Source organism: Streptomyces sp. 35G-GA-8, assembly GCF_023534745.1.
GTDB lineage: Bacteria > Actinomycetota > Actinomycetes > Streptomycetales > Streptomycetaceae > Streptomyces.
Genome location: NZ_JAMHJQ010000006.1, coordinates 287,670 through 314,170 on the forward strand (window position 1 = coordinate 287,670; position 26,501 = coordinate 314,170).

The following is a 26,501-nucleotide window of genomic DNA, read 5'->3' on the forward strand; positions in this document are numbered from 1 at the left end:
CGTGGAACGTAGAAGCAGCCCAGGAAGGTGTCAAGGCACCGGTGGTACACGGATTCCCGTCCAGTGGAATCGTCACTTCATGAATACAACCCCGCACGCCGGGAAGCGTGCTCGATCAGCCTGGATAGCCGCTCATATTCCCTTATTCCAGGGCCGGTTGGGGGTCGAAGCGGCGCGGAACCGGTCATCTCCCTTGACTGGCTGTTCACATGCCGTGAACATGCCTGAGTGAGAGAGCGCTCCCTATCACCCCCATCGTTCATATTCTGAACAAGGAGAGCCGCCATGCCCACTCCCCCCACACGTCGTACGGTTCTTGGCGTCATGGCAGCCGCCGCGTCCGCACCGAGCGTGCTCGCGCTGTCCTCGCCCGCCTCCGCGCGCACCGGCGCCGCGGCCCTGCCGGGCGGTGGTGATCTCGGGCCGAATGTGGTGGTCTTCGATCCGTCGACGCCGAACATCCAGGGCAGGCTGGACGAGATCTTCCGGCAGCAGGAGTCGGCGCAGTTCGGCTCGGGCCGCTACCAGCTGCTGTTCAAGCCCGGCACGTACAACAACATCAACGCCCAACTGGGCTTCTACACTTCGATCTCGGGCCTCGGGCTCTCGCCCGACGACACCACCTTCAACGGCGATGTGACCGTGGACGCCGGCTGGTTCAACGGCAACGCCACCCAGAACTTCTGGCGCTCCGCCGAGAACCTGGCCCTCAACCCCGTCAGCGGCACCAACCGCTGGGCCGTCGCTCAGGCCGCCCCCTTCCGCCGTATGCACGTCAAGGGCGGCCTCAACCTCGCACCCAACGGCTACGGCTGGGCCAGCGGCGGCTATATCGCCGACAGCCGCGTCGACGGCACCGTCGGCCCCTACTCCCAGCAGCAGTGGTACACCCGCGACAGCTCCGTCGGCGGCTGGACCAACGCCGTCTGGAACATGACCTTCTCCGGCGTCGAAGGCGCCCCCGCCCAGAGCTTCCCCAACCCGCCCTACACCACCCTCACCAACACCCCCGTCTCACGCGAGAAACCCTTCCTCTACCTCGACGGCGCCGAGTACAAGGTCTTCCTGCCGGAGCTGCGCACCAACGCGCGCGGCACCACCTGGGGAAGCGGCACGCCCAGGGGTACGTCACTGCCGCTCACCCAGTTCTATGTCGCCAAGCCCGGCGTCTCCGCGGCCACCCTCAACGAGGCGCTCACGCAGGGGCTCCATCTGCTGTTCACCCCCGGCATCTACCACCTCGACCGGACCGTACGCGTCGAGCGCGCGAACACGGTGGTCCTCGGCCTCGGCTACGCCACGCTCGTGCCGGACAACGGGGTGACGGCGATGCGGGTCGCCGATGTCGACGGGGTACGGCTCGCGGGCTTCCTGATCGACGCGGGAACCGTCAACTCCGCCACACTGCTGGAGATCGGGCCGGGGGGCACCTCCACCGACCACTCCGCCAACCCGACCACCGTGCAGGACGTCTTCATCAGGATCGGCGGCGCCGGCCCCGGCAAGGCCACCACCAGCATGGTCGTCAACAACCGGCACACCATCATCGACCACACCTGGGTCTGGCGCGCCGACCACGGGGACGGCGTCGGCTGGGAGACCAACCGGGCCGACTACGGTGTGATCGTCAACGGCGACGACGTACTGGCGACCGGGCTGTTCGTCGAGCACTTCAACAAGTACGACGTCCAGTGGAACGGCCAGCGGGGCCGCACGATCTTCTTCCAGAACGAGAAGGCGTACGACGCCCCCAACCAGGCCGCCATCCAGAACGGCTCCCTCAGGGGCTACGCCGCCTACAAGGTCGCCGACACCGTGACCACGCACGAGGGCTGGGGTCTGGGCAGCTACTGCTACTACAACGTGGACCCGACCATCCGGCAGGCCCACGGCTTCGCCGCGCCCGCGGTCCCGGGCGTGCGATTCCACGGCCTGCTCGTCGTCTCGCTCAGCGGCAACGGGCAGTACGACCACGTCATCAACGCCATCGGCGCCGCCACCTCGGGCACGACGACCGTGCCCTCGACGGTGGTGTCCTTCCCCTGACGGTGGTCGGCGCGCGCCGCCAGCGGTCCACACCGCACGCGGCGCGCGCCGGGGACCGGGTGCGCGCCGCCCCGCACCCCGGTCGACCCGGGGCGTCACCCGTCCGCCCCCGGGGTCCCGGCGGCTTTGCCATCCGTACGGTCCAACACCGCGCGCGGCCCGCCGCACGCGGGCGTCCAATGGACGGATGACCGCGCCTCCGGACGACTGCCTCGCGCGCAACGAGTGGATCTGCGGCGACTATCTCTCCAGCCGCCGCACGATCCTGTGGGACGCGGTGCTCCAGCATCTCCATCTGACCTTCCTCGCCATCCTGCTCGCGCTGGTCATCGCCGTCCCCTTGGCCCTGGCCGCCCGCCGCTGGAACTGGGCGGTCGGGCCCGTGCTCGGCATCACGACCATCCTCTACACCATCCCCTCGCTCGCGATGTTCTCCCTGCTGCTGCCGCTCTACGGACTGGCCGCCTCGCTCGTCGTCGCCGGGCTGGTCCTCTACTCGCTGACCCTGCTCGTACGGAACATCCTGGCCGGACTGCGCGCCGTCCCCGAGGAGACCCTGGAGGCCGCCCGAGGGATGGGATACGGCCCCATCCGGCTGCTGCTCACCGTCGAGCTGCCACTCGCCCTCCCCGCCGCCATGGCCGGGCTGCGGATCGCGACCGTCTCCGCCGTCTCCCTCGTCACGATCGGAGCGATCGTCGGCTACGGAGGGCTCGGCAATCTCATCTATGCCGGGATGAACACCTTCTTCAAGGCACAGGTGCTCACCGCCTCCGTCCTCTGCGTGATCATCGCCGTCGCCGCCGATCTGCTGCTGCTCGGACTCCAGCGGCTGCTCACCCCCTGGGCGAGGGAGCGCCGCGCGTGAACACGCTCGCGGCGGCCTGGACCTGGCTCACCAGCGCCTCGAACTGGTCCGGGACCGGCGGGGTCCTGAACCGCCTCGGCGAGCACCTTTTCCTCACCGTCGTCTGCCTGGTCATCAGCTGTGCGATCGCGCTGCCCGTCGCGCTGGTCCTCGGCCATCTGGGCAAGGGCGGCGCGCTGGCCGTCAATATCTCCAATGTCGGCCGGGCCGTGCCGACCTTCGCCGTTCTCGTCCTGCTGCTCCTCACCCCGATCGGCACCCATGGACAGTGGCCGACGATCATCGCGCTGGTGCTGTTCGCGATCCCACCGCTGCTCACCAACGCCTACGTGGGTATGCGCGGGGTGGACCGAGATGTCGTGCAGGCCGCCCGTGGCATGGGGATGACGGGCAGTCAGCTGCTCCGGCGGGTCGAGGTGCCGCTCGCCCTGCCGCTGATCCTCACCGGCGTACGGATCGCCGCCGTCCAGCTGGTGGCGACCGCGACCATCGCGGCCCTGGTCGGCGGCGGCGGTCTCGGGCGGATCATCACCGCCGGATTCAATCTCGCCGACACCCCCCAGGTGGTCGCGGGCGCGGTGCTCGTCGCCCTGTTCGCGCTGCTGGTGGAGGGGGTGTTCGAGCTGGTGCGGCGGCTGGGGCCGCGCTGGGTGAGGAGCGGGGGATGAGAGCGGCGCGCACCGGCGCCGCCGTCCTGGCCGGCTCGTTCCTCCTGGCCGCCGGCTGCGCCACCGGACCGTCCCTGGAGAACCGTGGCGATGTCACCGCACCGCCCGGCGACAGCAAGCATCTGACCATCGGCTCGGCCGGCTTCACCGAGAGCGATCTGCTCGCCCAGATGTACGCGCTCCTGCTGGACCGCGCGGGCTATCACACCCGGATCCTCTCCGTCACCAACCGGGAGATCTATGAACCGGCCCTGGAGAGCGGCCAGATCGATGTCGTACCGGAGTACGCGGCGACCTTCGCCGACTGGCTGAACGCCAAGGCACACGGCCCCGACGCGAAACCCGTCGGCTCACCCGATCTGGACGCGACGATGAAGGCGCTGCGCTCCCTCGCCGCGCCGCGCGGGCTGATCGTCCTCGACCCGGGCCGCGCCGTCGACCAGAACGCCTTCGCCGTCACCGCCGCCTACGCCAGGAAGCACCGGCTCAGCACACTGAGCGACCTGGGCAGGTCCCGGCTGCCGGTCAGGCTCGCGGCGGGCGACGAGTGCGTACGGCGCCCCTACTGCGAGCCGGGTCTGAAGAAGACGTACGGCATCGACATCACCGCCGTCGACCCCAAGGGGGTGGGGACGACGCCGGCGAAGCGGGCCGTGCAGAACGGCCAGGACCAGATGGTCCTCACCACGACCACCGACGCGACACTCGACCAGTTCGGCCTGGTGCTCCTCGCCGACGACAGACATCTCCAGAACGCCGACTACATCGTGCCCGTCGTGAACCGCGCGCGGGCCGGTGCCCAGGGCGTGACCACGGCACTGGACAAGCTGAACACCGTCCTCACCACCAAGGACCTGGCCTCGCTGAACCAGCGGGTGGACAGCTGGCGCCGGCTCCCCGAGGACGTCGCGCGGAGCTATCTGGAATCGAAGGGGCTGATCCCGGCGCCGCACTGAATCACCGGCGCGGGGACCGTCCCCGGCCGGGGGCCGCTCACGCGTCCGACACCGAGTCGAAGTCGACCTCGTCGCGGCCGATGCCCTGGGCGTCCGCGTCCACCGAGCGGCGCAGCGCCTCGTGCAGCTTCGCCGGGGTCAGCACCCCGGCGAACCGCGCCCCTTCCAGCACCGCCACCCACCCCGCGTCATGCTGGAGCATCTCGCTGAACGCCTGCTTCAGCGGGGACCCGAGCGGTACCCACGCCTCCATCCGGCGGGCGAGATCGCCGACCGAGCCGCGCTCCCCGGCCTGTGCCAGCGCGTCGGCGGAGACCCAGCCGTGCAGTTCGCCGTCCCCGTTCAGCACCACCGCCCAGCGGGCCCGCTGGGCGCGCATCCGCGCCGCCGCGTCCCGGGCCGGCTCGTCGGTCCTCGCGACCGGCGGCTCCTCCAGGTCGGCCGGCTCGACGGCGGTCACCGAGAGCCGCTTCAGCCCCCGGTCCGCGCCCACGAACCTGGCCACATAGGGCGTGGCGGGGGTGCCGAGGACCGCCCCCGGGCTGTCGTACTGCTCAATGCGGCCCTCCCCGTACACCGCGATACGGTCCCCCATCCGCACCGCTTCCTCGATGTCGTGCGTCACCAACAGCACCGTCTTGCGCACCGTCGCCTGGAGCTTCAGGAACTCGTTCTGCAGCCGTTCGCGCACCACCGGGTCCACCGCGCCGAACGGCTCGTCCATCAGCAGCACCGGGGGATCGGCGGCCAGGGCCCGGGCCACCCCCACCCGCTGGCGCTGCCCGCCGGACAACTGCGCCGGATAGCGCGGACCGTATATGGCCGGGTCGAGCCCCACCAGATCGAGCAGTTCCGCCGCACGCTCGCGCGCCTTCGCCTTCTTCCAGCCGACGAGGGTGGGCACGGTCGCGGTGTTGTCGAGTATCGTCCGGTGCGGGAAGAGCCCCACCTGCTGGATGACATAGCCGATCCGGCGGCGCAATTGGACCGGATCGACCCCCGATATGTCCCGGCCCTCGACGAAGACGCGCCCCGACGTGGGCTCGATCAGCCGGTTCACCATCATCATCGTGGTCGTCTTGCCGCAGCCGGACGGTCCCACCAGCGTCACCAGCTCGCCCTCGTCGACGTCGAAGGACAGCTCGTCGACGGCGGCCGTTCCGTCCGGGTAGACCTTGCTGACCTGCTCGAACCGGATCATGACCTCACGCTAGGAGCGGGCGGGCCGTCGCGCGCGCGGGCCGCGACTGTCCGGGGAACCGCGTGCGCGCTGAACGGAGAGGGCCCGGCGTGCGTACAGCTCGTCATACGCCGGCCGTCGGCGGAGGCCCGTCGTGGTGGGGCGGTCTCTGCGCGGCCGGGGCCCATGTGCTGAACTGTCCGGCGTGACTGCCCCGGGAGGGGCGCGTGACCGGCCCCGGAAGGGGCGAGCGAGAACAGGAGCACCCGTGACCAGCTACCGCCAGCCCGGCGTCGTCCTCACCGACCACCGCTTCACGGTCCCCCTGGACCATGGCGATCCGTCGGGGGAGCGGATCGAGCTGTTCGCCCGTGAAGTCGTCGCGAGCACGCGGGCGGAGGCGGAGCTGCCCTGGCTGGTGTATCTGGAGGGCGGGCCGGGCTTCGGGGCGCGCCGGTTCATCGGCCGGCAGGCGTGGCTCGGCCGCGCCCTGAAGGAATTCCGGGTGCTCTTCCTCGACCAGCGCGGCACCGGTCTCTCCACCCCCGCCAACCGGCAGACCCTGCCCCTGCGCGGCGGCCCGGAGCGGCAGGCCGAGTATCTCGCGCACTTCCGCGCCGACTCCATCGTGCGGGACTGCGAGACGATACGTCCGCTGCTGACCGGCGGCGCCCCCTGGACCGTGCTCGGCCAGAGCTTCGGCGGCTTCTGCGCCACCCACTATCTCTCCAGCGCCCCCGAGGGCCTGGAGACCGTGCTGATCACCGGCGGGCTGCCCTCGCTCGACGCCACGGCCGACGAGGTCTACCGCGCCGCCTATCCGCGCATCGCGCGCAAGGTGGAGGCGTTCTACGCCCGTTATCCCCAGGACATCGGCGCGGCCCGCCGGATCGCGGAGTATCTGGCCGAGCACCGGCCCGTACTCCCCACCGGCTACCGCCTCACACCCGAGGCTTTCCAGTCCCTGGGGATCATGCTCGGTGGCGGGGACGGCGGCCATCAGCTGCACTATCTGCTGGAGAACGCCTTCGTCCGCACGCCGCAGGGCCCGGTGCTCTCCGACGCGTTCCAGGAGGGCGTGGCCACCGCCCTCTCGTTCGCCGGGCATCCGCTGTACGCCGTGCTCCACGAGGCGATCTACGGCCAGGACGGCCGCCCGACGCGGTGGGCCGCCGAGCGGGTGCGCGGCGAGTTCGCGCGGTTCGACGCGGCCAAGACCCTTGCCGGGGAAGGGCCGTTGTACTTCACGGGCGAGTCCATCCACCCCTGGCACTTCGACTCCGACCCCGCGCTGCGCCCGCTGCGCGAGGCCGCCGAACTGGTCGCGGCCCGTACCGACTGGAGCCCCCTCTACGACCCCGCCCGGCTGGCCGCCAACGAGGTGCCGGTCGCCGCGGCCGTCTATCACGACGACATGTATGTCGACACGGAACACTCCCTGCGCACCGGGCGCGCGATCCGTGGGCTGCGGACCTGGGTGACCGACGAGTACGAGCACGACGGACTGCGGGCGGGCGGCCCGCACGTCCTGGACCGGCTGCTCGCGCTCGTACGGGACGAGGTCTAGGACGAGGTCTAGGACGAGGTCTAGGACGAGGTCTAGGACGAGGTCCGATCCGAGCGAACATGTCCGAGTCGGGTGCGTGCCACGCCCATCAGGTGCGTGCCACGCCCATTTTCCGGTCTTTATGTCATATTGCGGAAATAATCCCGACGAAAGGCATGCCATGAAATTCGCGGTCATCGGCGGCACCGGGCTGATCGGGTCGCGGGTCGTCAAGGATCTGAATGCCGCCGGGCACCAGGCGGTACCGCACTCGCATTCCACCGGAGTCGACGTCATCAGCGGCCAGGGACTTGACGAGGCGGTGGCCGGAGCCGACGTCGTCGTCAATCTGACGAACTCCCCGACCTTCGACGAAGCCTCCCCGGCGTTCTTCCGGACCTCGATGGACAACCTTCTGGCCGCGGCCCGGAAGGGCGGCGTCGGCCACTTCGTCATCCTCTCGATCGTCGGCGCGGAGCAGGTACCCGAACTGGACTACTACCGGGCCAAGGTGCTCCAGGAAGAACTCCTCGCGGCCGGGCCGATCCCCTACTCGATCGTCCGGGCCACGCAGTTCATGGAGTTCGTGGACGACATCATGTCCTGGACCGCCGACGGCGACACCGTCCGGCTGCCCGCCACGCCGATCCAGCCGATCGCCGCCAAGGACGTGGCCGCCGGGGTGGCGGAGGTCGCCGCGGGCGCCCCGCTGAACGGCGTCCGCGACATCGGTGGCCCCGAGATCTTCACCCTCGACGAGCTGGGCCGGATCACCCTGTCCCACAAGGGCGACAGCCGTACGGTCGTGACCGACCCCACCGCCGGCATGTTCGCCGTCGTCAAGGGCGACGTCCTCACCGACAAGGACGCCCACCTCGCCGCCACCCGCTACGCCGACTGGCTCTCCTGACTCGCTCGTCGCGTCGTACCAGGTCATGGCCGGTCCCACTGGACTCGCCGAGCGGATGCCGGGAGCCGGGTGGACAATATCCCGAAGGGGACCCGGTGCCCTGCCGTGTGCGAAGCCGGAGCGAGCGGGTGGATTCCCGAACGCGGGAGGTGGTTGGCATGCTGCTGCCGGACAGACATCTGGTGGCCGATCTGCTGGCCCGATACCGGGCCTGGGAACGGCTGGTGCTCGCCGATCCACTCGACGAGGACACACGCGGACGGTTCGAGGATGTGGCGTACACCCTCTGTGTGCTGATGGGACAGCGCACCGCGCGTGAGGCGATCTGGCAGGCGGAGGCATATCTGCGCCGGATCCGGCCGGTTCCGCTCTTCCCGGAGGGAACGAAGCCTGTCGCGCCGGGAGTCAAGCCGTAGGGGCCGTTCCGAATCCCCGTCCCCCATTCCGAAAGCCCGCTCCGGGCCGCGCTCGCGTCGTCGGCTCGGCGCCGCCCGGCAAAGGCGGTTGCCGTCCCGGCAATCGATGATGCAATGAGTCCATGGACGACGACGCCCGGCTCGAAGATGTACTGAACGATGTGGGACCCCGGCTGCGCAAGATCCGGCAGGAGCGCGGCGCCACGCTGAGCGCACTGTCCGAGGCGACCGGTATCTCCGTGAGCACCCTCTCCCGGCTGGAGGCGGGCCGCCGGCGACCCAGCCTCGAACTGCTGCTGCCCATCGCCCGTGCCCATCGGGTCCCGCTCGACGAACTGGTCGGCGCGCCCCAGGTCGGTGATCCCCGGGTGCGCGCCAAGCCGATCGTGCGGGGCAACCGTACGATGCTGCCGCTCACCCGCCAGCCGGGCGGGCCGCAAGCGTACAAGGTCATCATCCAGCCCTCGTCGGACGACGACTGCGAACAGCGGACCCATGAGGGGTACGAGTGGCTCTATGTGCTGGCGGGCCGGCTGCGGCTGCGGCTCGGAGAGCACGATGTGGTGCTCGGGCCCGGGGAGGCGGCCGAGTTCGACACGCACGTACCGCACTGGTTCGGGCCGGCCTCGGACGCGCCGGTGGAGTTCCTGAGTCTGTTCGGGCCGCAGGGCGAGCGGATGCACGTACGGGCACGGCCGAAGGCGCCCTGAGGGGCGGATCGCCGGTGGGCTGTTCCCCGGCGGGATGTTCCCAGCGGGCCAAGCGACTGCTTAGTATGCGCACGAGTGCGGTACTGCCCATCGTGTGTGGAGGCCCGAATGCAGGCATGGCGAGTGCACCGGAACGGCGAGCCTGGCGAGGTGATGCGGCTCGAAGAGGCCGAGCGTCCGGTGCCCGGCGAGGGACAGGTCCCGCTGCTGGTCCGGGCGGCGAACATCAACTTCCCGGACGCCCTGCTCTGCCGGGGGCAGTACCAGGTCCGGCCGCCGCTGCCCTTCACCCCTGGCGTGGAGATCTGCGGCGAGACGGAGGACGGACGCCGGGTCATCGCCACGCCCGCGCTGCCGCACGGCGGCCTGGCCGAGTACGTGGTCGCCGACGCGGCCGCGCTGCTGCCCGCGCCCGACGCCCTCGACGACGCGGAGGCGGCGGCCCTGCACATCGGCTATCAGACGGGCTGGTTCGGACTGCACCGGCGAGCGCGGCTCCAGCCGGGGGAGGCCCTTCTCGTCCACGCGGCGGCCGGCGGGGTCGGCAGCGCGGCCGTACAGCTCGGGAAGGCGGCCGGGGCCACCGTCATCGGTGTCGTCGGCGGCCAGGACAAGGCGCGCGTGGCCCGGGAGCTGGGCTGTGACCTGGTGATCGACCGCCGGGCCGACGATCTCGTCGGGGCGGTCAAGGAGGCCACCGGCGGCCGGGGAGCGGATGTCGTCTACGACCCGGTGGGCGGCGACGCCTACGCCAAGTCCACCAAATGCGTGGCCTTCGAGGGCCGCATCGTGGTCGTGGGCTTCGCGAGCGGCGCGATCCCCACCGCGGCCCTCAATCACGCGCTGGTCAAGAACTACACCATCATGGGCCTGCATTGGGGTCTCTACAACGCCAAGGACCCGGCGGCGGTGGCCGGTTGCCACCAGGAACTGACCGCGCTCGCGGCCCGGGGCGCGATCAAGCCGCTCATCAGCGAGCGGGTTCCCATGAAGGACGCCGCGGCCGCGGTCCAGCGGGTCGCCGACGGTATCACCACCGGACGTGTGGTCGTCCTCCCGGAGGGCGGTGCCCGATGACCGACGCCGCCGAACTGCGCTCCCTCACCAGAAAGTTGCTGGCCGGCCGGCCACCGGCCACGACCGACAGGACCGATTTCCTGAAGGCGCGCTTCGACGCGGGGCTCGCCTGGGTCCACTACCCGACGGGGCTCGGCGGACTCGACGCGCCGCGCTCGCTCCAGGCCGTCGTGGACGCCGAGTTGGCCGCCGCGGGCGCCCCCGACAACGATCCGCGCCGGATCGGCATCGGCCTCGGCATGGCCGCGCCGACCATCCTCCGCTACGGCACCCAGGAGCAGAAGGAGCGCTTCCTGCGGCCCCTGTGGGTCGGTGAGGAGGTGTGGTGCCAGCTGTTCAGCGAGCCGGGCGCCGGCTCCGACCTGGCCGCGCTCGGGACCCGCGCGGTACGCGAGGGCGACTCCGTCTCCGGCGACTGGATCGTCAACGGGCAGAAGGTATGGACCTCCAGCGCCCATGTCGCCCGCTGGGCCATCCTCCTCGCCCGTACGGATCCCGATCTGCCCAAACACCGGGGCATCAGCTACTTCCTCTGCGATATGACCGACCCCGGTGTCGAGGTACGGCCGCTGCGCCAGATCACCGGCGAGGCCGAGTTCAACGAGGTCTTCCTGACCGACGTACGCATCCCCGACGCGTACCGCCTCGGTGAGATCGGCGAGGGCTGGCAGGTCGCCCGGACCACCCTGATGAACGAGCGCGTCTCCATCGGCGGCGCCCGTCTGCCCCGCGAGGGCGGCATGATCGGGACGGTTGCCCGTACCTGGCGCGAGCGACCCGAACTGCGCACCCATGAGCTGCGTCAGCGGCTGCTCACCCTCTGGGTGGAGGCGGAGGTCGCGCGGCTGACCGCGGAGCGGCTGCGTCAGCAGCTCGTCGCGGGGCAACCCGGCCCCGAGGGCAGCGCGATGAAGCTCGCCTTCGCCCGGCTCAACCAGGAGATCAGCGGTCTGGAGGTCGAACTCCTCGGGGAGGACGGTCTGTTGTACTCCGACTGGACCATGCGCAGGCCGGAGCTGGTCGACTTCACCGGACGGGACGCCGGTTACCGCTATCTGCGCGCGAAGGGCAACTCCATCGAGGGCGGTACGAGCGAGGTGCTGCTGAACATCGTCGCGGAACGCGTTCTCGGCCTGCCCACGGAGCCGCGCGACGACAAGGACATCGCCTGGAAGGACGTGGCCCGATGACCGACGCCTCCCCCGATCTGCTCTACTCGGACACCGAGGACGAACTGCGCGCGAGCGTAAGGGCGTTGCTCAGGGACCGCGCCGATGTACCGGCCGCGCTCGGCCGCGCCGAGGCCGGGGATCCGTACGATCCGGAGCTGTGGACCTCGCTCGCCGCCGGGATCGGCGCGTCGGGGCTGCTCGTCCCGGAGAAGCTGGGCGGCCAGGGCGCCGGCCATCGCGAGGTCGCGGTCGTACTGGAGGAGCTGGGCCGGGGCGCCACGGCCGCGCCGTATCTCACCAGCTCCGTGGTGGCGACCGAGACGCTGCTCGCCTGCGACGGGGAGAGCACCGAGAGCACGGACGTCGCGGGCCTGCTCACCGCGCTCGCCCACGGCCACCGGGTCGCGGTGCTCGCGGTGCCGCTGTCCACCGCCCCCGACGGCCCGCTGCCCGCCGGCGCGGGAACGGTGCGCGGGGTCGCCGACGCCGTGCGCGCCGATGTCCTGCTCGTGGTGCGTCACGACGGGCTGTACGCGGTCGAGACGGCCTCGCCCGGGGTCACCGTCGAACCGCTCACCCCGCTCGATCTGACCCGGCCGCTCGCCACGGTCACCGTCGATCCCGCCGCCGGGATCCGGATCGCCGAGGCGCCCGCGGCGCAGGCCGCCGTACGCCGTGGACTGCTGGCGGGGGCGGGGCTGCTCGCCTCCGAGCAGCTCGGTATCGCCGAGTGGTGTCTGGAGGAGACCGTCCGGCACACCCGCGAGCGCAAGCAGTTCAACCGGCCGATCGGATCCTTCCAGGCACTCAAGCACCGTATGGCGCAGCTGTGGCTGGAGGTCGTCTCGGCCCGCGCGGCGGCCCGCAACGCCGCCGACGCGCTGGCCACCGGCAGCGCGGAAGCCCCTCTCGCGGTGGCTCTCGCGCAGGCGTACTGCGGACGGGTCGCCGTTCACGCGGCCGAGGAGTGCGTCCAGTTGCACGGCGGAATCGGGATGACCTGGGAACATCCCGCGCATCTGTATCTCAAGCGCGCCAAGTCCGACGAGATCGCGTTCGGTTCGCGGGGCCGGCACCAGGAGACGCTGGCCGCGCTCGTCGATCTGCCCGGACCCCGGTAGCCGCCACGGTCCCGGGCGGCTGGACAGGTACCCCTTTACGTGCTGTTTAATTGCGAACCGATCGCAATAACAGATGATCTTCAATAGGGGTGGACGCATGACGGCCCGATCGATACGCGGCACGGTCGCCGCGGTGCTGGCCGGGGCACTGGCTCTCACCGCGGCGGCCTGCTCGAACCCGGATGGTTCGGGAGCGGGTGGCGGGGCGAAGGACTCGGTGGTCGTCGGCATCGCCTACGAACCCGACAGCCTCAGCCCGCTCCTCGGCTACGGCAAGGACGGCAATTCCAAGATCTTCGACGGGCTGCTCACCTACGACGCCGAGATGCGGCTCGCGCCCGCGCTCGCCACCGCCCTGCCGACGGTGAGCGACGACGGACTGACCTATACGTACCAGCTGCGCGAGGGCGTGAAGTTCAGCGACGGCAAGCCCTTCGGCGCCAAGGACGTCGTCTTCACGTACCGCACCATCCTGGACGAGAAGACCAACAACGCGTCCAGGACCGAGCTGGACGCCGTCAAGGACATCACCGCCCAGGGCGAGCACACCGTCGTCTTCACCTTGAAGTACCCCTACGCGCCGTTCGACCGGCGGACCGTCCTGCCCATCGTCCCCGAGCACATCGCGGGCGAACAGGACGTGAACACCGGGCCGTTCACCACGAAGCCCGTCGGCACCGGCCCCTATCTCCTCACCGGCTGGTCCAAGGGCGAGAAGATCAGCTTCCAGGCCAACCCGGACTACTGGGGCGGCGCGCCCCGGGTGAAGAAGTTCACCATGGCGATCATCAAGGACGACGACGTCCGCGCCACCCGGCTGCGCGCCGGCGAACTCGACGGCGCGATCCTGCCGCCCAACCTCGCCAAGGGTTTCGCCGAGGACAGCGGCCGTAAGACCTACAGCGCCACGACCTACGACTACCGCACCGTCACCCTGCCGACCCACCACAAGGTCACCGGCGACACCGCCGTCCGCAGGGCCCTCGACATCGCCGTCGACCGCCGGACCATGGTCGACAAGATCCTCGAAGGCGCGGGCAAGCCCGCCTACGGCCCCGTCCCCACCGGCAGCGAGTGGTTCGCCCAGGGCACCGAGCGCCGCTACGACCTCGAAGGGGCGCGGCGCATCCTCGACGAGGCGGGCTGGAAGCCCGGCAAGGACGGCGTGCGTGTCAAGGACGGGGTGCGCGCCGCCTTCCCGCTCTGGTACCTCACCGGCGACAAGCTCCGCCAGGAACACGCCCTCGCCTACGCCTCCGACGCCAAGAAGGCGGGCATCGACATCACGACCCAGGCGGGCACCTGGGAGGTCATCGAACCGCGGATGAGGCAGGACGCGGTCCTCGCCGGCGGCGGCTCGCCGGGCGATCCGGACTTCGACCAGTACACCCTGCTCAAGTCGTCCCTCGCGGGCGACGGCTTCAACAACATGGCGTGGTACGACAACCCGGTCGTCGACCGGGCCCTCGACGACGGCCGCGAGAGCGGTGAGCGGAGCGCCCGCAAGACCGCCTACGACACCGTCCAGCGGGAACTGGTGAAGAACCCCGGGTACACCTTCCTCACCCATATCGACCACCTCTATGTGGTGAACGACCGCTGGGACGGGCTGTCCACCCAGACCGAGCCGCACGACCACGGTCTGGCGTCGGGGCCCTGGTGGAACATCGAGGACTGGACGCCCAAGAAATGAGCCGTCGCCTCCCCTGGGGGGCGATGGGCCGGATGGCGGGGCGGCGGCTGCTGTTCGCCGCCCCGGTCCTCCTCGTGGTGACCTTCGGCGTGTTCGCCGTCGCCGCGGCCTCGCCCTTCGACCCCGTGAAGGCCTACGCGGGCACCGCCGGCCTCACCGCCTCGCAGGAGAACCTCGACCAGCTCCGGGTCAACCTCGCAGTGGATCAGCCACTGGTCCACCGCTGGTGGAACTGGCTGACCCACGCGCTCGGCGGCGATCTCGGAGACTCCTCCGTACTGCGCGCGCCCGTCTCCGCCGTGATCGGCGAACGGATCGGCTGGTCCTCGCTGCTCGCCGTCACAGCCTTCGCCGTCGCCGTCCTGCTCGGCACGTCGCTCGGCGTGCTCGCCGCGCGCAGGCCGGGCGGCCTGCTCGACCGCTGCGCCGGCTCGGCCGCCTACGTCCTGGAGGCCGCGCCCGCCTTCTGGCTCGGGCTGCTCGCGATCTGGTTCTTCGCGGTCACGCTCGGCGTGCTCCCGGCGGGCGGGCTCACCGACGCGGCGAGCGACACCGTCACCCTCGGGCAGGTCGCCTCGCATCTGGTGCTGCCCGCCGCCGTGCTGGGCATCTCCCAACTGCCCTGGTTCTTCCTCTATGTACGCCAGGGTGTCACCGACGCGCTCGCCGAGGATCCCGTGCGCGGCGCCCGCGCCCGGGGCCTGAACGAACGCACCGTACTGCTCGGCCACGCCCTGCGCTCCGGCATGCTGCCGATGCTCACGCTCATCGGCTCCCGGGTGCCCGAACTCATCACCGGCGCGCTGCTCGTCGAGACGGTCTTCAGCTGGCCCGGAGTCGCCGCCGCCACCGTTCAGGCGGCCACCTCCGTGGACTTCGCCCTGCTCGCCGCGCTCACCGTGCTCGCCACCGCCGCCGTGCTGATCGGGAACCTGCTCTCCGATCTGCTCTACGGACTCGCCGACCCGAGAGTGGGTTTCGATGGCTGACACCACCGCCCGGCCGATCGCCACCGAGCCTGACTGGCGCTCACACGGGCGCACCCGCCGCTCCACCCGCACGGTCCGGGTCCGTACCTCCGCCGTCATCGTGGCGGCGGTGGCGCTCGCCGTGCTCGTCGTACCACTGCTCGTCCCTCTCGATCAGCAGGCCGTCGACCTGGCCAGGAAACTGCAACCGCCCTCCTTGGCACACCCGTTCGGCACCGATGACGTCGGCCGCGATCTGCTGCTGCGCTGCGTCTACGGGCTGCGTGTCTCGCTGCTGGTCGGACTCGTCGCGGCGCTCGTCGCCACCGTCATCGGTACGGCGGTCGGCGCGGCGGCCGCGGCCTTCGGCGGCTGGACGGACCGGATCGTCATGCGGCTCGTGGACACCTTCTCGTCCGTACCGCATCTGCTGCTCGGCATCTTCATCGTCGCCATGTTCCGGCCCGGTGTCTGGCCGGTGATCGTGTCCGTGGCGCTCACCCACTGGCTCTCCACCGCCCGTATCGTCCGCTCGGAGGTGCTCTCGCTGCGCGCCCGTCCGTATATCGACGCGGCGATCTCGGGCGGCGCGTCACGCGGGCGCGTCATCGGACGCCATCTCCTGCCCGGCGTCATGCCGCAGGCCGGACTCGCGGCCGTCCTGATGGTGCCGCACGCGATGTGGCATGAATCCGCGCTGTCCTTCCTCGGGCTCGGCCTGCCCAGCCACCAGGCGAGCCTCGGCAATCTGGTGCAGACGGCGCGCGGTTCGCTGCTCGCGGGCGACTGGTGGCCGACGCTCTTCCCCGGACTGTTCCTGATCGTTCCGACCCTCGCCCTCGCGGGTCTCGCGGGCGCCTGGCGGGAACGGATCAATCCGCGCCGCCGATCGGAGCTGATGCTGTGACCACGCCCTCTCCCGCGCTCCCACCGACCGGTCGCGCAGGGTCCGCGGAGTCCGCGGAGTCCGCCGATTCCGCCTGTTCCGCCGAGTCCCTGCGGCCCGTGCTCTCCGTGCGCGGGCTCGGCGTACGCTTCCGGATGCGCGGCGGTCGGCACATCGCCGCCGTCACCGACGCCGACTTCGATCTCGCGGCGGGGGAGTGCCTCGCCCTCGTCGGTGAGAGCGGCTGCGGCAAGTCCGTCCTCGCCTCCGCGCTCCTCGGGCTCCTGCCCGGCAACGCGCAGACCACCGGCTCCGCCGTCCTCGACGGCATCGATCTGCTCGCCGCCGACGAGCGCACGCTCGCGCGGACGGTACGGGGACGGCGCATCGGCCTCGTACCGCAGAGCCCGGCCGCCCATCTCACACCCGTGCGTACCGTACGGGCCCAACTGGAAGAAACCGTAAGGGAACTGACCGGAACGCGCGGGCGCGAACTCCAGCGGGCCGCCGAGGCCGCGGCCGACCGCGCGGCCTTTCCCGCCGGCCATCTCGACCGCTATCCGCACGAACTCTCCGGCGGTCTCGCCCAGCGCGCCGCGACCGCGCTCGCCCTGATCGGTGACGCCCCGCTGCTGCTGGCCGACGAACCGACCACCGGACTCGACCGCGATCTCGTGGACCGTACGGCCGACGAACTGCGACGACACGCCGACGAGGGCCGCGCCCTGCTGTTGATCACCCACGATCTGGCGGCGGCCGAACGGATCGCCGACCGCGTCGCCGTGATGTACGCAGGACGGATCATCGAACTCACCGACGCGCGAGGCTTCTTCGGGGAGCGGGGGCCGCGTCACCCCTACGCGCGCGGACTGCTCGACGCCCTGCCGGAGCGCGCGTTCACCCCCGTCCCCGGGCTGCCCCCGGAACTGGGCGAGCTGCCCGCGGGCTGTGCCTTCGCGCCCCGCTGCGAACACGCCACGGATCTCTGCGCCACCCGACCGCCCTTCGTGGACGGACTCGCCTGCCACCACCCCCGGGAGAGTTCCGGCAAGAGACCCGACGAGAGCGCCGAGGAGACCGTCCGTGCTTGAACTCCGCTCCATCACCGCCGGATACGAGCGACGCGCCCCCGTCGTCCGGGACGCGTCCCTCACCCTCGCGCCCGGCGCGTCGCTCGGGCTGCTCGGTCCCAGCGGCTGCGGCAAGTCGACCCTCGCGAGGGTCGCGGCGCTGCTGCACCGGCCCGACGCGGGGACCGTCACGGTCGACGGTCAACGCGTGACCGGCTGGCGCCACCGGGCCCCGCGGGAACAGCGGACCGCGATCGGCGTGGTCTTCCAGCAGCCACGGCTCTCGGCGGATCCCCGGCTGCGGCTCGGCGAGTTGATCGCCGAGCCGCTGCGCGCCACCGGCCGCCGCGCGGAAGTCACCGCGCGGGTTGACGAGTTGGCCCGAGCGGTGGGGCTCACCGGTGAACTGCTGGGCCGCCGCCCGCACGAGGTCAGCGACGGCCAGCTGCAACGCGCCTGTCTGGCCCGCGCGCTGGTGCTGCGCCCGCGCTGGCTGGTCTGCGACGAGATGACCGCGATGCTCGACGCCTCCACGACGGCCGCGCTGGTCGCCGTCGTCGAGGAGTACCGCCGCGAACACGGCGCCGGTCTGCTCGCCGTCGGCCACGACCGTGTCCTGCTGGAGCGCTGGTGCGACCGTACGGTCGGCTGGACGGAGATCACCGGGACCGGCTGAAGCACGGATGGCGGGTGGGCGAACTCTGCGTAGGACGATATCGGCCGGGCCACGACAGGGCCGATACTCGCCAAGTCCGAGCCGACCGAGCCGACCGACCTGATCGACGTGATCGACCTGACCGAGCCCACCCGAGCCCGGCCAAGTCCGGCCAAGTCTGGCCAAGTCCGGTCACGCCGGCCCGAACCGCACCGCGCCCCACCGCACCCCCATCGCGTCCCCTGGAGGCATCATGGCCCTCACCACCCGCCGCAGAGCCGTCAGCACGTTCGCCGCCGCGCTCGCGGGAGCCGTCGCGGCACCCGCGTACGCACAGGCGTCCTCGCGGACGGAGCGCGGCGACGACGGCCCCCGGCCGCTGCGCCAGGCTCACGCCCACAACGACTATCTGCACCCCCGTCCCCTGCACGACGCCCTGTCGCACGGCTTCACCAGCGTGGAGGCCGATATCTTCCTGGTCGACGGTGAGCTGCTGGTCGCCCATGAGGCCACCGAACTCGACCCGGCCCGAACCCTGCGCGGGCTCTACCTCGATCCGCTCCTGGCGCGGGTACGGGCCAACCACGGTTCCGTGTACCAGGGTTACCACCGGCCGGTGCAGCTGCTCATCGACATCAAGACGGACGGCGCCGCCGCCTACGCCGAGCTGCACCGCCAACTGACCGGCTACCGCTCGATGCTGAGCCGTTACACCAACGGCTCGGTGCGCGCGGGCGCGGTCACCCCCGTCATCTCCGGCGACCGCGCGGCCCGTGCCCCGATGGAGGCGCAGCGCGTGCGGTACGCCTTCTACGACGGGCGGCTCGATGACCTCGGGACGGCTGCCTCGGCCTCCTTCATCCCGCTCATCAGCAGCAATTGGACCCAGAGCTTCGGCTGGCAGGGCGTGGGCGCGTTCCCCGCCGCCGAACGCGCCGAGCTGCGACGCATCGTCGACACCGCCCATGCGCGCGGCCAGCGGGTGCGGTTCTGGAGTACGCCGGATCTCCCGGGACCGGCGCGGGAGGCCGTCTGGACCGAGTTGCTGACCGCCGGGGTCGACCATCTCAATACGGATGACCTCGCGGGCCTCGAACGCTTTCTCCGTCAGCACCGTCGGTAACCCGTAGCGGGAATCCCCGAGGTCAACCACCCGTACGGCGGACACGCCAGTCGGCCTGCCCAGCCTCCTCCTCCGCCACACTGGCGGCCGAAAGCCGCGATCCGGTGCGGCGGAGGAGGTTCTCGATGGCTATTTCGATCTCAGTGATTCTGCTTCTGGCGATCCTCGCGGTGGTCTTCCTGCGCAATGGAGGACTGAAGTTCTGGCATGCGACGGTCTGTGTCCTGCTCGGTTTCTTTCTGGCGGGCACGAGCATGGCGCCGACCATCGCCAACGGGATCTCCACCACGGCGGGCGTGGTCAGCGGCCTCCACCCCTGACCGGCCCGCCCGGATCCCTGGCCCGCCCGGGTCCTCGGGACTATGTCCCCACCAGCCGGGACCTGATGAGAAAGCGCACTCCCTCGGGGGCTTCCAGGGAGAAGCCGCTGCCGCGTCCCCTCACCACATCGACGATGAGCCGGGTGTGCCGCCACGCCTCGTACTGGCTCACCGACATCCAGAAGGGCACCGGCTCGGCGACCCCCTCGATCTCCAGGGACTGGAGCAGTACATCGGAGGCGCCCGTACGGAACTCACCGTCCGGATAACACATGGGCGCGCTGCCGTCGCAGCAGCCGCCCGACTGGTGGAACATCAGCGGTCCGTGGTCCGCCCGCAGCCGCCGGATCAGTTCGGCGGCCGCGGGGGTCACCTCGACGCGCGGCTCCGGTGGTTCCAGTGGTTCCCGGGGGGAAGTCTGCTCATCCATGGTCTCTCCGCCGCCGTCGGTCATCCATCGGTCAACGCTCATCGATCCGCAGGGACTCAGTCAACTCCCCCCGACGTTGCGAGACGGTTGCACGCGGACCGGGTCGCGGTCCCGGGTCCAGGGTCCCGTCCTGGTCGTTCCCGCCTACGGATTCCCACGCAACGGGAGGTGGATCGACGCGGTGCGATCATGGGATCGGCTACCGACACGCGACCCCCGCGGATACCGCGACGCACTTGATAAGGAAGGTTCCCCATGCCTGTGCCCGCCGACGCGACAGTCATCCATCCGATGCCCGATCAGCCGCGAGTGGTGCTGCTCAGGCCGCTGGTGAAGTCGCCGCTGATCGAGGTCGGGGAGTACTCCTACTACGACGACCCGGACGACCCGACGGCGTTCGAGACCCGTAACGTGCTCTATCACTACGGCCCGGAGAAGCTCGTCATCGGCAAGTTCTGCGCGCTCGGCACGGGCGTCCGGTTCATCATGAACGGTGCCAACCACCGCATGGACGGCCCGTCGACGTTCCCCTTCCCGACCATGGGCGGTTCATGGGCCGACCATTTCGACCTGCTCACCGGCCTGCCGGGGCGTGGTGACACCGTCGTCGGCAACGACGTCTGGTTCGGCTACGGCACGATGGTGATGCCCGGCGTACGGATCGGCCACGGCGCGATCATCGGCTCCGGCGCCGTGGTCACCGCGGACGTGCCCGACTACGGGATCGTCGGCGGCAACCCGGCCCGGCTCATCCGCACCCGTTACAGCGACGAGGACGTGGCCCGGCTGCTGGCGGTGGCCTGGTGGGACTGGCCGGCGGAACACATCACTGAGCATGTGCGCACGATCATGTCGGGCGGCATCGCCGACCTCGAAGCCGCCGCCCCTCGTATCCGACACCGTTAGGATCTTCAACTCCCGGCTGTTGGAGGATGCCATGAGCGAACGCCTTGTTCACACGGTCGAAGTGCCTCTGCACGAGGGCGGTGACGAGACGATTCGCGTGCAGATCCGTGAAGTGGACGAAACCCTCGTCCGGGTCGGCCGCGGCAGCCGCTCCGTGGCACGGGCCCAGCGGTCGTTCGGTCAAATGCTGGACACCGTACGGCCCGTGGCGGAGAGCTTCGTGGGACGGCTGCGCGGCATGGCGAACTCGCCGGACGAGATCACGCTGGAGTTCGGGGTGTCGCTGTCGGCCGAGGCCGATGTCGTCATCGCCAGTACCGCGACGGCAGCGAATTTCTCCGTGAGCCTGACGTGGAACAGGAGCGACGCGGCGTCCCCAACGCCGGATGCTCCACAGGGGAGTTGACGCGCGGCGCGCGAGGCTCCGCCGCCGACGTGCGACGGCGGCGGAGCGCTGCGCCGACCTCGACCCCCGGGTGCGTCCCCAGCCTGGCTGTGCGTCCTCAACGGATGACTGCGCCTCGTACTCGGCGACCAGGACCTCGTCCTCGCCGCCGACGAGGTCGCCGAATTCGACACCCACCGCCCACACTTGTTCGGCAACGCCGACACGCCACCGGTGAAGTTCCTGAGCATCCTCGGCCCCCAGGGCGAACGCGTTCACATCAGAGCCCCTACCGGCCCTGAGCGGGACGGGATTGTCGCGACAGATCGTCGTCACCGCCGGGAGCGGCGCCGAAGCGCTCGCGGTACGGACCGGCGTGGACGGCGCACTGGGGGGTGGGCGCGCCACGGCAACGATCCGTTCGCACTCCGCGCGCTCTACCGACGGCCATGCGCCACGGCAATGATGAGCGGACCGCGAGTGATCCAGGCGACTCCGCACACCTGCCCCTCGGCAGGTGGACATGCGGTGGAAGGAATCGACCTTGCTGCTTCTCATCTCCCCGGACAGCGTCGAAGAAGCCCTTGACTGCGCGAAGGCGGCGAAGCACCTCGACATCGTCGACGTCAAGAAGCCCGACGAGGGCTCGCTCGGCGCGAACTTCCCGTGGGTCATCAGGGAGATCCGCGAAGCGGTCCCGGCGGACAAGCCGGTGTCCGCCACGGTGGGGGACGTACCGTACAAGCCCGGCACGGTTGCCCAGGCGGCGCTCGGTGCGGCCGTCTCCGGTGCCACGTACATCAAGGTCGGCCTCTACGGATGCACGACGCCCGAACAGGCCGTCGATGTCATGCGAGGGGTCGTCCGGGCGGTGAAGGACTATCGGCCGGACGCGTTCGTCGTCGCCTCGGGCTACGCCGACGCCCACCGGATCGGATGCGTCAACCCGCTGGCGCTGCCGGACATCGCCCTCCGTTCCGGCTCCGACGCGGCCATGCTCGACACGGCGGTCAAGGACGGGACACGGCTGTTCGACCACGTTCCGCCGGACGTCTGCGCGGAGTTCGTCCGGCGGGCCCACGAGTTTGATGTGCTCGCCGCCCTCGCGGGCAGCGTCAAGGCGGGTGACCTCGGCGAGCTGACCCGTATCGGTACGGACATCGTGGGGGTGCGCGGAGCGGTCTGCGAGGGCGGCGACCGCGACGCAGGAAGGATTCAGCCGAGGTTGGTGGCCGCCTTCCGGGCGGAGATGGACCGGCATGCCGAGGAATACGCGGCTGCCGTCGCCGCGAGCTGATCGCCGGCATGCCGGCAACCCGGTCCCGTCGCGCGCCCGGGACCCGCGGCGGGCGCTTCGCCGTCGTCGATCCGGCGACGGGCGAGGTCTTCGACGAGGCTCCCGACCAGCGGCCGGACGAGTTGGACGCGGTCGTCGAGCGGGCCCACGAGGCCTGGTACGGCTGGCGGTCCGACCCCGTCGCCCGCACCGCCGCGTTGCTCGCGGCAGCCGACGCCGTGGAGGCGGCCGAGGCCGACCTCGCTCCGCTGCTCACCCGTGAACAGGGCAAACCCCTGGTCGAGTCGTACGCGGAGATCGCCCGCACAGCGGCCCGACTGCGCTACTTCGCCGAGCTGGACCCCGGGTCCCAGCCCATCATGGACGGTCGGCCGGTACGCGGCGAGATCCGCTGGCGACCACTCGGGCCCGTCGCCGCCATCGTCCCGTGGAATTTTCCCCTCCAGCTCGCGTCGGCGAAGTTCGCGCCCGCGCTCGCCGCGGGCAACACGATGGTGCTCAAGCCCTCCCCGTTCACACCTCTCGCCACCCGGCTGCTGGCGTCCGTCATCTCCGCCGCCCTTCCCGAGGACGTACTGACGATCGTCACCGGACGCGAACCCCTCGGCGCACGCCTCGCGTCCCACCCGGGGATACGCCATGTGACCTTCACCGGTTCGATTCCGACCGGACGGGCCGTCGCGGAGGGCGCGGCGGCCTCGCTGGCCCGGGTCACGCTGGAACTGGGCGGCAACGACGCCGCCATCCTGCTGGAGGACGTGGAGGTGGAGCGGATCGCGGACCGGCTGTTCTGGGCGGCGTTCCGTAACTGCGGACAGGTGTGCATGGCGGTCAAGCGCGTCTATGCCCCGGCCCGGCTCTACCCGCAGGTGGTCGAGGCCCTCGCGGCACGGGCGAAGACCACCGTCGTCGGCGCCGGGCTCGACCCGGGCTCGCGGCTCGGGCCGGTCAACAACGCGCCCCAACTGGCCCGGGTCGAGCGCTACACGGCCCAGGCCCTGGCCGACGGCGCCCGAGCCGTGGCCGGTGGCCACCGGCTGGACCGGCCGGGCTACTTCTTCGCCCCGACGATCCTCGCCGATGTCCCGCCCGACAGCCCGGTGGTGAGGGAGGAGCAATTCGGTCCGGTCCTGCCGGTGCTGCCGTACGGGAGCCTCGACGAAGCCATCGACGCGGCCAACGACACCGGCTTCGGGCTGGGCGGCTCGGTATGGGGGACCGACCTCGACCGGGCCGAGGCGGTGGCCGACCGGTTGGAATGCGGGACGGCGTGGCTCAACCACCACGCCGAACTGTCGCTCGCCCAGCCCTTCGCGGGCATCAAGGAGAGCGGTGTCGGCGTCGCGGGCGGGCCGTGGGGGCTCTACGGGAACCTCAGACCGTTCGTCGTGCACCGTCCGGAGGAGGCGTGACTTTGAGGTTCGGCGCGGCGGTACTGCGCTCGTACGAGAGCCGTTTCGCCGTCGAGGAGGTGATTTTGGAGGCGGGGCCCGCCGACGGCGAGATCCTGGTCAGGATCGAGGGCTGCGGGATGTGCCGGACCGATCTCGCGGTCCGGCATTCCGCGGGCCGCACACCGCTGCCGGCGGTGCTCGGTCACGAGGGGGCCGGGGTCGTGGTGGAGACGGGCGGCCAGGACACCGGCCCGGGCGTCGGCGACCATGTCGTGCTGAGCTTCGACTCCTGCGGACACTGCCGGAACTGCCTGGGCGCGGCCCCCGCCTACTGCGACTCCTTCGCCTCGCTCAACCTCTTCGGAGGGCGCGCGGAGAACGCGGCTCGGTTCACCGACGCGGCCGGGGGAGCACTGGCCCCCCGGTGGTTCGGTCAGTCCTCGTTCGCCGAGTACGCGATGGTCCCGGCCCGCAACGCCGTACGGGTCGACCCCGCACTGCCCGTCGCACTGCTCGGACCCCTCGGCTGCGGCTTCCTCACCGGCGCCGGAGCGGTCCTGAACTCCTTCGGCGCCGGCCCCGGCGACCCCATCGCGATCTTCGGCGCGGGAGCGGTGGGGCTGGCCGCGGTGATGGCGGCCACCGCCGCCGGGGCGGTGGTCGTGGCCGTCGACCGATACCCCGAACGGCTGGCCCTCGCCGAGCGGTTCGGCGCGATCCCGCTGCCCGCCGCGTCGGCCGGTCTGCCCGGCCGTATCCAGCGGCTGACCGACGGCGGCGCGCGGTTCGCGCTGGACACCACGGGCTCCGCCGGGCTGATCAACGACGCGCTCCGGTCGCTGCGCCCGACCGGCCACCTCGGCCTGGTGGCACGCCTCCACACCGCGCTGCCGCTCGAACCGGGGGCACTGGACCGAGGCCGCACCATCTCGCACATCTGCGAGGGCGACGCGGTGCCGGGGCTGTTGATTCCCCGGCTGACCGGACTGTGGCAGGCCGGGCTGTTCCCCTTCGACCAGTTGATCCGTACGTACCCGCTCGCCGACATCAACGAGGCCGAACGCGACTGCGACGCGGGCCGCGTGGTCAAACCCGTCCTCATTCCGGAGGGAAGTCGCTGATGAGCCGGTGGCCGGTGGCCGGTGGCCGGTGAGTCGATGAGCGTCGATGAGCGGGGCTTTCGACGCCGTGCACCGGGCCGTCCGACGACGGCCTTACGGCCGGGGCTTGTTCGCGAACACCCATCGGTTGCCCGCCAGCGCGTCGTTCTGCTCGGGCAGCGGGCCGCGTCCGTGCCGGCGGGTGAAGTCGAAGGGAGTGTGGACCGATGTGGACCAGCCCTTGCTCGCCAGATCACCCGCGGAGTCGGGCCGCGGCTCTCCGTCGAACAGGGTGAGCAGATCGATGCCGATCTGGTTCCTCGTCGCGGTGTAGAGCGGACTGTCGCGGTAATCCAGCAGGTTCTTTTCGAGCTTGACCTCGTATGCCAGAGCGCTTCCCGCCGTGCTCAACCGGTCCATCGCATCGATGAGATAAGTCTCGGCGGCGCTGGGCAGATAGAACAGCAACCCCTCGGCCAGCCAGACGCTGGGCGCGGCCGTGTCGAAGCCGGCGTCGGTGAGCGCTCCGACCCAGTCGGCACGCAGATCGACCGGGATCGGTACGCGCGCCGCCTTCGGGGTGGCCGACAGCCCGCCGAGCACCTTGTGCTTGAACGCCAGCACGCCTTCCCTGTCGATCTCGAAGATCACGCGGCCGGGTGGCCAGTCGAGTCGGAACGCCCGCGAATCCAACCCCGCCCCGAGCAGGACCACTTGGCGGGCGCCCGAGTGCACCGACCGGAGGAGGAAGTCGTCGAGGACCCTTGTCCGCAGACCGAAGTAGCGAGCGAATCGTCCCCACAACGGGTTCGCGTCCCCGCCCGGAGCCTGTTGCACACGGACCGGCCAGCCCGCGGACGCCGGTGCGGCGAGTACGAAGTGCTCCGCGTAGACGTCCCGTGCCAGGCTGTCGTGGCGGTGGGTCTCGATCGCCCGTGCCGCGGCGACCAGGAGAGCGGTCAGGCCGACGCCTCCTCCCACGCCTTCCACACCGGTGTTCCGATGCGCTGTGCCGACCATGTGTCCTCCCTTGGGGCGAGTTGAGACCACCAGCAGCGAGGAAACTGTCCAACCGGCGAGGGTCCCTCAGAGGAAGAAGCCGAGAGCATTCACCTGAACGGGTGTATGGCGCCCAAGTGGCCCCGGAGCGCTCCGAAGTGTGTTGTGCGCTGGGTGCGAGTATTCATACATTTCAGTCTTCTGAGTGGTCAGTCAGCAGATTTCTCGACATATCAACTGGGCTCACGCGTAATGGAGTTGCGTGTGTGCTGGTACTGCACGGCAGGCCCAGGCGGACGCGTCCAGATGGAGGGTCGTCCAAGGAAGGAGAAGAAGCATGTCTGAGAACGACGAACTGTTCGAGGAGATGGCGCTGCCCATGGCGGAGGAGACGTTTGCCGGGCACAGCTGTCTGTCGGCCGTCGCCGCGGCCGACACCGAAGTCGAGGACGAGTAAGGAGCACCAGCGGCATCCTCCCGCCGCCCCCACCGAGCGGGAGGATGCCCCCTTCCTCTCCCACCTCCCCCTTCCTCTCCCGCTGCCCCCCTTCCTTTCTCACCTCACCTCCCCTCCCTCGCCCCTGACGCTCCATCAAGAAGGCGGA

Annotated in this window: 27 protein-coding genes and 1 pseudogene; 25 read left to right on the forward strand and 3 right to left on the reverse strand. The window is 70.7% G+C overall.

Going from position 1 to position 26,501, the window contains the following annotated elements; all coding sequences use genetic code 11:
- Positions 1–285: 285 nt before the first annotated feature.
- From M1203_RS15480 to M1203_RS15495, 4 genes are all read left to right on the forward strand, one after another.
- Positions 286–2,046 (forward strand): coagulation factor 5/8 type domain-containing protein, encoded by a 1,761-nt coding sequence (locus M1203_RS15480; RefSeq protein WP_249950266.1) that lies wholly within the window; start codon positions 286–288, stop codon positions 2,044–2,046.
- Between the two features lie 187 nt (positions 2,047–2,233).
- Entirely contained in the window at positions 2,234–2,914 is a 681-nt protein-coding gene (locus M1203_RS15485) for an ABC transporter permease (protein WP_249950267.1), read from the forward strand.
- On the forward strand, positions 2,911–3,582 hold the full coding sequence (locus M1203_RS15490; protein WP_249950268.1) for an ABC transporter permease: 672 nt from the start codon (positions 2,911–2,913) through the stop codon (positions 3,580–3,582). The genes M1203_RS15485 and M1203_RS15490 overlap by 4 nt, the downstream gene beginning before the upstream one ends.
- On the forward strand, positions 3,579–4,538 hold the full coding sequence (locus tag M1203_RS15495; RefSeq protein ID WP_249950269.1) for an ABC transporter substrate-binding protein: 960 nt from the start codon (positions 3,579–3,581) through the stop codon (positions 4,536–4,538). The genes M1203_RS15490 and M1203_RS15495 overlap by 4 nt, the downstream gene beginning before the upstream one ends.
- Before the next feature lie 37 nt (positions 4,539–4,575).
- Here the strand turns inward: M1203_RS15495 and M1203_RS15500 are convergent, their stop codons facing one another.
- A complete protein-coding gene (locus M1203_RS15500) occupies positions 4,576–5,739 on the reverse strand; it encodes an ABC transporter ATP-binding protein (protein WP_249950270.1) in 1,164 nt (387 codons plus the stop codon).
- Positions 5,740–5,986: 247 nt separating this feature from the next.
- Between M1203_RS15500 and M1203_RS15505 the strand changes: the two genes are divergently transcribed.
- The 14 genes from M1203_RS15505 to M1203_RS15570 all read left to right on the forward strand — a co-directional run bounded on the left by M1203_RS15505 (position 5,987) and on the right by M1203_RS15570 (position 19,385).
- On the forward strand, positions 5,987–7,285 hold the full coding sequence (locus M1203_RS15505; protein ID WP_249950271.1) for an alpha/beta fold hydrolase: 1,299 nt from the start codon (positions 5,987–5,989) through the stop codon (positions 7,283–7,285).
- 160 nt (positions 7,286–7,445) lie between these two features.
- On the forward strand, positions 7,446–8,174 hold the full coding sequence (locus M1203_RS15510) for an SDR family oxidoreductase (protein WP_249950272.1): 729 nt from the start codon (positions 7,446–7,448) through the stop codon (positions 8,172–8,174).
- Positions 8,175–8,332: 158 nt separating this feature from the next.
- Positions 8,333–8,590 (forward strand): DUF5133 domain-containing protein, encoded by a 258-nt coding sequence (locus M1203_RS15515; RefSeq protein WP_037728899.1) that lies wholly within the window; start codon positions 8,333–8,335, stop codon positions 8,588–8,590.
- A 122-nt stretch (positions 8,591–8,712) separates the two neighbouring features.
- Positions 8,713–9,300: a helix-turn-helix domain-containing protein gene (locus M1203_RS15520; protein WP_249950273.1), complete on the forward strand. Its 588-nt coding sequence runs from the start codon at positions 8,713–8,715 to the stop codon at positions 9,298–9,300.
- Positions 9,301–9,408: 108 nt separating this feature from the next.
- Complete coding sequence (locus M1203_RS15525) at positions 9,409–10,377, forward strand: NADPH:quinone oxidoreductase family protein (protein WP_249950274.1); 969 nt, start codon at positions 9,409–9,411, stop codon at positions 10,375–10,377.
- On the forward strand, positions 10,374–11,567 hold the full coding sequence (locus M1203_RS15530; protein WP_249950275.1) for an acyl-CoA dehydrogenase family protein: 1,194 nt from the start codon (positions 10,374–10,376) through the stop codon (positions 11,565–11,567). Before M1203_RS15525 ends, M1203_RS15530 begins: the two co-directional genes overlap by 4 nt.
- Positions 11,564–12,670 carry an acyl-CoA dehydrogenase family protein gene (locus M1203_RS15535; RefSeq protein WP_249950276.1) on the forward strand — a complete coding sequence of 369 codons (1,107 nt, stop codon included), beginning with the start codon at positions 11,564–11,566 and terminating at the stop codon, positions 12,668–12,670. Before M1203_RS15530 ends, M1203_RS15535 begins: the two co-directional genes overlap by 4 nt.
- 97 nt (positions 12,671–12,767) lie before the next feature.
- The gene (locus tag M1203_RS15540) at positions 12,768–14,363 is read left to right on the forward strand and encodes an ABC transporter substrate-binding protein (protein WP_249950277.1); all 1,596 of its coding nucleotides are present in this window, start codon (positions 12,768–12,770) and stop codon (positions 14,361–14,363) included.
- A complete protein-coding gene (locus M1203_RS15545; RefSeq protein ID WP_249950278.1) occupies positions 14,360–15,352 on the forward strand; it encodes an ABC transporter permease in 993 nt (330 codons plus the stop codon). The genes M1203_RS15540 and M1203_RS15545 overlap by 4 nt, the downstream gene beginning before the upstream one ends.
- A complete protein-coding gene (locus M1203_RS15550; protein WP_249950279.1) occupies positions 15,345–16,238 on the forward strand; it encodes an ABC transporter permease in 894 nt (297 codons plus the stop codon). The genes M1203_RS15545 and M1203_RS15550 overlap by 8 nt, the downstream gene beginning before the upstream one ends.
- 98 nt (positions 16,239–16,336) lie before the next feature.
- Positions 16,337–17,308, forward strand: a complete 972-nt coding sequence (locus tag M1203_RS15555) for an ABC transporter ATP-binding protein (protein WP_374403045.1) — start codon at positions 16,337–16,339, stop codon at positions 17,306–17,308.
- Positions 17,301–17,963, forward strand: a complete 663-nt coding sequence (locus M1203_RS15560) for an ABC transporter ATP-binding protein (RefSeq protein ID WP_249950280.1) — start codon at positions 17,301–17,303, stop codon at positions 17,961–17,963. The genes M1203_RS15555 and M1203_RS15560 overlap by 8 nt, the downstream gene beginning before the upstream one ends.
- Positions 17,964–18,195: 232 nt before the next feature.
- Positions 18,196–19,065: a phosphatidylinositol-specific phospholipase C/glycerophosphodiester phosphodiesterase family protein gene (locus M1203_RS15565; protein WP_249950281.1), complete on the forward strand. Its 870-nt coding sequence runs from the start codon at positions 18,196–18,198 to the stop codon at positions 19,063–19,065.
- 125 nt (positions 19,066–19,190) lie between these two features.
- Positions 19,191–19,385 carry a hypothetical protein gene (locus M1203_RS15570; RefSeq protein WP_249950282.1) on the forward strand — a complete coding sequence of 65 codons (195 nt, stop codon included), beginning with the start codon at positions 19,191–19,193 and terminating at the stop codon, positions 19,383–19,385.
- 40 nt (positions 19,386–19,425) lie between these two features.
- Here the strand turns inward: M1203_RS15570 and M1203_RS15575 are convergent, their stop codons facing one another.
- Entirely contained in the window at positions 19,426–19,815 is a 390-nt protein-coding gene (locus M1203_RS15575; protein ID WP_249950283.1) for a DUF779 domain-containing protein, read from the reverse strand.
- A 255-nt stretch (positions 19,816–20,070) separates the two neighbouring features.
- Here M1203_RS15575 and M1203_RS15580 point away from each other — a divergent pair, with 255 nt between their 5' ends.
- The 6 genes and pseudogenes from M1203_RS15580 (at position 20,071) to M1203_RS15605 (ending at position 24,918) form a co-directional block, all read left to right on the forward strand.
- On the forward strand, positions 20,071–20,721 hold the full coding sequence (locus M1203_RS15580; protein ID WP_249950284.1) for a CatB-related O-acetyltransferase: 651 nt from the start codon (positions 20,071–20,073) through the stop codon (positions 20,719–20,721).
- 31 nt (positions 20,722–20,752) lie between these two features.
- Entirely contained in the window at positions 20,753–21,127 is a 375-nt protein-coding gene (locus tag M1203_RS15585; protein WP_249950285.1) for a CU044_2847 family protein, read from the forward strand.
- An 84-nt stretch (positions 21,128–21,211) separates the two neighbouring features.
- Positions 21,212–21,403 (forward strand): annotated as a pseudogene (locus tag M1203_RS15590) (cupin domain-containing protein); the annotation flags it as partial.
- A 247-nt stretch (positions 21,404–21,650) separates the two neighbouring features.
- Positions 21,651–22,403 (forward strand): (5-formylfuran-3-yl)methyl phosphate synthase, encoded by a 753-nt coding sequence (locus tag M1203_RS15595; RefSeq protein ID WP_249950286.1) that lies wholly within the window; start codon positions 21,651–21,653, stop codon positions 22,401–22,403.
- A gap of 8 nt (positions 22,404–22,411) precedes the next feature.
- On the forward strand, positions 22,412–23,815 hold the full coding sequence (locus M1203_RS15600; protein ID WP_249950287.1) for an aldehyde dehydrogenase family protein: 1,404 nt from the start codon (positions 22,412–22,414) through the stop codon (positions 23,813–23,815).
- Positions 23,816–23,817: 2 nt separating this feature from the next.
- Positions 23,818–24,918, forward strand: a complete 1,101-nt coding sequence (locus tag M1203_RS15605; RefSeq protein ID WP_249950520.1) for an NAD(P)-dependent alcohol dehydrogenase — start codon at positions 23,818–23,820, stop codon at positions 24,916–24,918.
- A gap of 93 nt (positions 24,919–25,011) precedes the next feature.
- Here M1203_RS15605 and M1203_RS15610 read toward each other — a convergent pair whose 3' ends face one another.
- Positions 25,012–25,917, reverse strand: a complete 906-nt coding sequence (locus M1203_RS15610) for a class I SAM-dependent methyltransferase (protein ID WP_249950288.1) — start codon at positions 25,915–25,917, stop codon at positions 25,012–25,014.
- A gap of 316 nt (positions 25,918–26,233) precedes the next feature.
- Between M1203_RS15610 and M1203_RS15615 the strand changes: the two genes are divergently transcribed.
- Positions 26,234–26,353, forward strand: coding sequence for an azolemycin family RiPP peptide (locus M1203_RS15615; protein ID WP_249950289.1), 120 nt, complete (start codon positions 26,234–26,236; stop codon positions 26,351–26,353).
- Positions 26,354–26,501 lie beyond the last annotated feature (148 nt).

Bases quoted from the DNA above. Each gene is read 5' to 3' on its own strand.
- M1203_RS15610 (WP_249950288.1), bottom strand. From the start codon at position 25,917: ATGGTCGGCACAGCGCATCGGAACACCGGTGTGGAAGGCGTGGGAGGA.
- M1203_RS15535 (WP_249950276.1), top strand. From the start codon at position 11,564: ATGACCGACGCCTCCCCCGATCTGCTCTACTCGGACACCGAGGACGAA.
- M1203_RS15480 (WP_249950266.1), top strand. From the start codon at position 286: ATGCCCACTCCCCCCACACGTCGTACGGTTCTTGGCGTCATGGCAGCC.
- M1203_RS15515 (WP_037728899.1), top strand. From the start codon at position 8,333: ATGCTGCTGCCGGACAGACATCTGGTGGCCGATCTGCTGGCCCGATAC.
- M1203_RS15525 (WP_249950274.1), top strand. From the start codon at position 9,409: ATGCAGGCATGGCGAGTGCACCGGAACGGCGAGCCTGGCGAGGTGATG.
- M1203_RS15565 (WP_249950281.1), top strand. From the start codon at position 18,196: ATGGCCCTCACCACCCGCCGCAGAGCCGTCAGCACGTTCGCCGCCGCG.
- M1203_RS15570 (WP_249950282.1), top strand. From the start codon at position 19,191: ATGGCTATTTCGATCTCAGTGATTCTGCTTCTGGCGATCCTCGCGGTG.
- M1203_RS15585 (WP_249950285.1), top strand. From the start codon at position 20,753: ATGAGCGAACGCCTTGTTCACACGGTCGAAGTGCCTCTGCACGAGGGC.
- M1203_RS15550 (WP_249950279.1), top strand. From the start codon at position 15,345: ATGGCTGACACCACCGCCCGGCCGATCGCCACCGAGCCTGACTGGCGC.
- M1203_RS15600 (WP_249950287.1), top strand. From the start codon at position 22,412: ATGCCGGCAACCCGGTCCCGTCGCGCGCCCGGGACCCGCGGCGGGCGC.
- M1203_RS15500 (WP_249950270.1), bottom strand. From the start codon at position 5,739: ATGATCCGGTTCGAGCAGGTCAGCAAGGTCTACCCGGACGGAACGGCC.
- M1203_RS15545 (WP_249950278.1), top strand. From the start codon at position 14,360: ATGAGCCGTCGCCTCCCCTGGGGGGCGATGGGCCGGATGGCGGGGCGG.
- M1203_RS15495 (WP_249950269.1), top strand. From the start codon at position 3,579: ATGAGAGCGGCGCGCACCGGCGCCGCCGTCCTGGCCGGCTCGTTCCTC.
- M1203_RS15530 (WP_249950275.1), top strand. From the start codon at position 10,374: ATGACCGACGCCGCCGAACTGCGCTCCCTCACCAGAAAGTTGCTGGCC.
- M1203_RS15615 (WP_249950289.1), top strand. From the start codon at position 26,234: ATGTCTGAGAACGACGAACTGTTCGAGGAGATGGCGCTGCCCATGGCG.
- M1203_RS15575 (WP_249950283.1), bottom strand. From the start codon at position 19,815: ATGGATGAGCAGACTTCCCCCCGGGAACCACTGGAACCACCGGAGCCG.
- M1203_RS15580 (WP_249950284.1), top strand. From the start codon at position 20,071: ATGCCTGTGCCCGCCGACGCGACAGTCATCCATCCGATGCCCGATCAG.
- M1203_RS15485 (WP_249950267.1), top strand. From the start codon at position 2,234: ATGACCGCGCCTCCGGACGACTGCCTCGCGCGCAACGAGTGGATCTGC.
- M1203_RS15540 (WP_249950277.1), top strand. From the start codon at position 12,768: ATGACGGCCCGATCGATACGCGGCACGGTCGCCGCGGTGCTGGCCGGG.
- M1203_RS15510 (WP_249950272.1), top strand. From the start codon at position 7,446: ATGAAATTCGCGGTCATCGGCGGCACCGGGCTGATCGGGTCGCGGGTC.
- M1203_RS15520 (WP_249950273.1), top strand. From the start codon at position 8,713: ATGGACGACGACGCCCGGCTCGAAGATGTACTGAACGATGTGGGACCC.